This window comes from Mycobacterium sp., from assembly GCF_035603715.1.
GTDB lineage: Bacteria > Actinomycetota > Actinomycetes > Mycobacteriales > Mycobacteriaceae > Mycobacterium.
Genome location: NZ_DATNJW010000043.1, coordinates 1 through 3783, shown reverse-complemented (window position 1 = coordinate 3783; position 3783 = coordinate 1). Strand labels below are relative to the sequence as shown.

The 3783-nt window shown below is 63.5% G+C and carries 3 protein-coding genes and 1 pseudogene; all 4 read right to left on the bottom strand.

Annotated features, from left to right (window positions below; genetic code table 11):
• The coding region (locus tag VN856_RS01650) for an ATP-binding protein (protein ID WP_325685504.1) at window positions 1-2164 on the bottom strand (2164 nt) is incomplete at its 3' end.
• Between the two features lie 131 nt (window positions 2165-2295).
• Window positions 2296-2763, bottom strand: a complete 468-nt coding sequence (locus VN856_RS01645; RefSeq protein WP_325685499.1) for a glucose-6-phosphate dehydrogenase — start codon at window positions 2761-2763, stop codon at window positions 2296-2298.
• Window positions 2764-3114: 351 nt separating this feature from the next.
• Window positions 3115-3579: an ester cyclase gene (locus VN856_RS01640; protein WP_325685497.1), complete on the bottom strand. Its 465-nt coding sequence runs from the start codon at window positions 3577-3579 to the stop codon at window positions 3115-3117.
• A gap of 2 nt (window positions 3580-3581) precedes the next feature.
• Window positions 3582-3783, bottom strand: a pseudogene (gene aspA / locus VN856_RS01635) (aspartate ammonia-lyase); the annotation flags it as partial.

Here is a 3783-nt window from a genome sequence, read left to right as displayed (position 1 = left end):
CCCACGGGTTGTTCGTGGCTTCGGCGGCGGCGACGATTCCCTCCGTGGCAGCGATCGCATCTTCGGCTGAACCTGCAAGTGTTAGCGCATTAACCAAGGCCGCTTTAGTTAACGAGTGTGTGTCCACACCATGTTCCAGATAGGTGCGGCACCAGTCGACGAATCGCTCGGGCTGGCCGAGATAGAGATAGACACCGCCCGCCATGCCCGCCAGCCCGAATGGCACGTCGTCGTGGCCGTCGCGCAACGCCGCCCCGACCGCCTCGACGTAGCCAACAGCCGCCTCGGTACGGCCGCCGAAGTAGCACACCGACGCGATCTGGCTGAGAAACTGCAGTCGAGGATGGTTTACAGCGCGGGCGTCTTCGATCAGTTCTTCGGCCCACGCGGTCGGTTCGTAATTTTCCGCCAGAAACCCGATAAGCCCGGCGAACGTAGCGATGGTGGCGGCCACATCCAGATCGTCTTGGTCGGCGGCCCAGCGAAATGCGGTCCGCAGATTGGCCAGCTCGCTGGTGAACCATTCGTAGGCCTCGCGCTGGCGGGGGCTGTCCCACAGCGCCAGGATGTCGGTTTCGGCCCCGGCGAAGCGACTGGCATGCGCGGTACGCGCCGCGTCTGATTCACCACGGGCGGCGAGTTGCTCCTCGGCGAACTGGCGGATCGTCTCCAGCATCGAGAATCGGGTCCGCCCCGAGGACCGGTCGGCGACGAGCAGCGACTTGCGCACCAAGGCGTCGAGCAGATCTAGGACGGCGTAGTCGTCGGCATCATCGAATCCGGCTACCGCGCGGGCGCTTTGGAGATCGAATCCGCCCGCGAATACCGAACACCGAACCAGCAGCACCTTCTCCGCGTCGTCCAAAAGGTCGTAGGACCACGCCACCGCTTGGCGCAGCGTCTGGTGGCGGCCGAGACCGCGCCGCGACCCGACAAGCAGACGGAAGCGGTCATCGATACGATCACGGATTTCGCCCGCGGTCATCGATGCCATCCGTGACGCCGCCAACTCGATGGCCAATGGTATTCCGTCGAGGCGGCGGCAGACCTCCACCACCGCGGCAGCATCATCAGCCTTTGCAACCGAGAAGCCCGAATCCACGCTCTGGGCGCGATCGACGAATAGGTTCGCCGCGGCCGAGTCGATGCCCGCGTCCACGTCCAGCGATGCCACCCGCCACAGTTGCTCGTCGGTGGTCCCCAATCCTTCGCGGCTGGTGGCCAAGATCGTTACCGTCGACGACTGCGCCAGGATCGCTTCGACCAGATCTGCGGCGGCGTCCAGGACGTGCTCGCAATTGTCGAACACCAACAGCCGGAACCGGCCCTCCAATGCGGCCGCCACCGACTCGCCCACACTCTTACCGGGTTGTTGGGTGATACCCAGCACCGCGGCCGCGGCGTCGGGCACCGCGGTCGCATCGGTTACCGCCGCCAGCTCGAAAAGCCATGCTCCGTCCGGGAATTCATCGGATAGCCGCGCAGCGACTTCCAGTGCCAGGCGAGTCTTGCCGACCCCACCGACGCCAATCAACGTGACCAAGCGACGCTTTCTTAGCAGCGCCTCTACCTGGGCGACCTCATCGTCGCGCCCGATCAGGCTGCTGACCGGGCGCCGCAGGTTCCCAGCCGTTGAGTCGACTGTTCGTATCGGCGGAAAGTTTGTGCGTAGGCCTTGCGCCTGGAGCTGAAATACCGTGATCGCGTTCGGTACGTCCCGCAAGCGGCGCGGGCCTAGATCCATCAGATCAACACCGCCCAGCAATGCTGCCGTCGAGTCGGCCACGAGTATCTGACCGCCGTGACCGGCGGCCATCACCCGCGCCGCCCGGTTGAGCACCGTGCCGAAGTAGTCCCCGTCTCGCAGCTCAGCCTCGCCGGTCGCCAACCCCATCCGCACCGGCAACTCCAACGCCCGCTGAGCAGCGACCGCAGCATCGACAGCCGACACCGGCGAAGCGAACGCGGCCACCACACCATCTCCGGTATGGCTGAACAGGAAGCCGCCATGCGCCTCGATCGCTGTCCGCAGCACCTCGTCGTGCGCGCGCAGGGCCGACCGCATTGCGTCCGCGTCGGATTCCCACCGACGGGTCGAACCCTCAATATCGGTGAACAGAAACGTCACAACTCCCGACGGCGGCTCTACCGCGGACACCCGCACAGAATGTCACACAAAGCCCTCTTCAAGACGGCAATCGAGACTGACTATCGAGACTCTCGTAACTCGTCTATTTCGAGACATACAAGAGTCGGACGGTCGAGTCCGACCAACGCATCTCACCGAAGAAATAGCTACACGGGCAGATTCACCCGCAGCGCCAGGTGCTCATCGAGAATCCGGCGCAGCGCGGCATCCATCGGATGCGCGGATGCGAGGTCGCGGCCGAGCCGGCTGTCCACCACGACTACCGCGCCCTTACGCAGTTCGGCGCTGTCGACCTGATCGACGAACGGATCGAACAGTGCGGGGGGCGTGGCCAGGTAATACAGCGCCCGGCGCGACTCGTTCAACCCGGCGGCATACATCAGTCCGTGTTGGGTGACCACGAAGAGCTCCGAGGTGATCCTGGCGTTCGGGGTCTCAGCTTTGGCCCATGCCGTTGCGGCGCAACGGGTCTGGGCCAGTTTGTCGGGGACGTCGTCAGTCAGCGTGAGTAACCTTCCGACGAGTGCTCCACCCATTCGCGGATATGCGTCGATGGCGGGTTTGAAAAACCGCTGGAAGATCTCGCCGAAAAAGTCGTACAGTTGCTCGCTCATCGCACTTCTCCAGGTTTCAGCCGGACCCTCAATTGTGCGCCCATACCGTCAGCCGAGCAACCCCGATCAACCACGTCCAACGCACACGCGTGGCTGCCGGCTTCGACTGTCAGCGGTGGCCTAGTTGATATTCGCGGCTGGCCAGAAGTCGGGCTGACCGAACAACGGTAGCTAGGCGCGTCCAGTCGCGGCAATCACTTCTGCCACAGCATCCTCAGCGTGAAGCCGGCCCCAATGTGCCCCCCTCACAGCGACAAACGAGACCCTGGCCGGGGATTTGTCGCTAGAAGGCGGGCGCAACGGACACGCCCGCCACAGAGCCTGATGTGACTGATCTGACGGTTGGATCGCTTACTGTCCCGGTAATTCACCCGATGCGGCCAGGGTCAGAAGTTCGCCTCGACCGATCTGAGTGACCAGGGTGGCGCTGTCAAAGTAGATGCGCTCGTTGGTGATTCGATCGCCGTCGAAGAAGAACACCGCGATGATCGGCACGCGGAACGCCTTACCGGTGGGCGGCATGCCGTAGAACTCACCGAGATTGGTTCCCAACAAATCGAATTCGGTGATCACCGCGTCTTCGGTGACGTGGAAGCGCACATTGTCGTGCCGCTGGTCGGGGAACGCGGTCCGGGTGGTCCGGTAGTAGCCCATCACCTCGTCGTCGCCGTCGAAAACTTGGCCGGTGGCCATGATCTCGTAGTGCGGGTGCCCGTTGAAGGTGGCCAGGGTGCGATCGAACTCCTTGGTCACCTCGGTGTTCATGTGCTCTTCGATGAGCGCCAGGCGCCGTTGACGGAGTTCGTCGCTGAGCATGTCTACTCCTCGGTCACCTTGGCCATCGCCAACACGTCCAGGCGACGGTCGAGTTCTTCTTCGGACAGCTTGTCGCCGATCAGCCCGCGGTCGATCACGGTCTGCCGAATCGTCTTGTGCTCCTTGACTGCTTCCTTGGCCACCGCGGCCGCCTCTTCGTAACCGATCACCGAATTCAACGGCGTGACGATCGACGGAGACGAC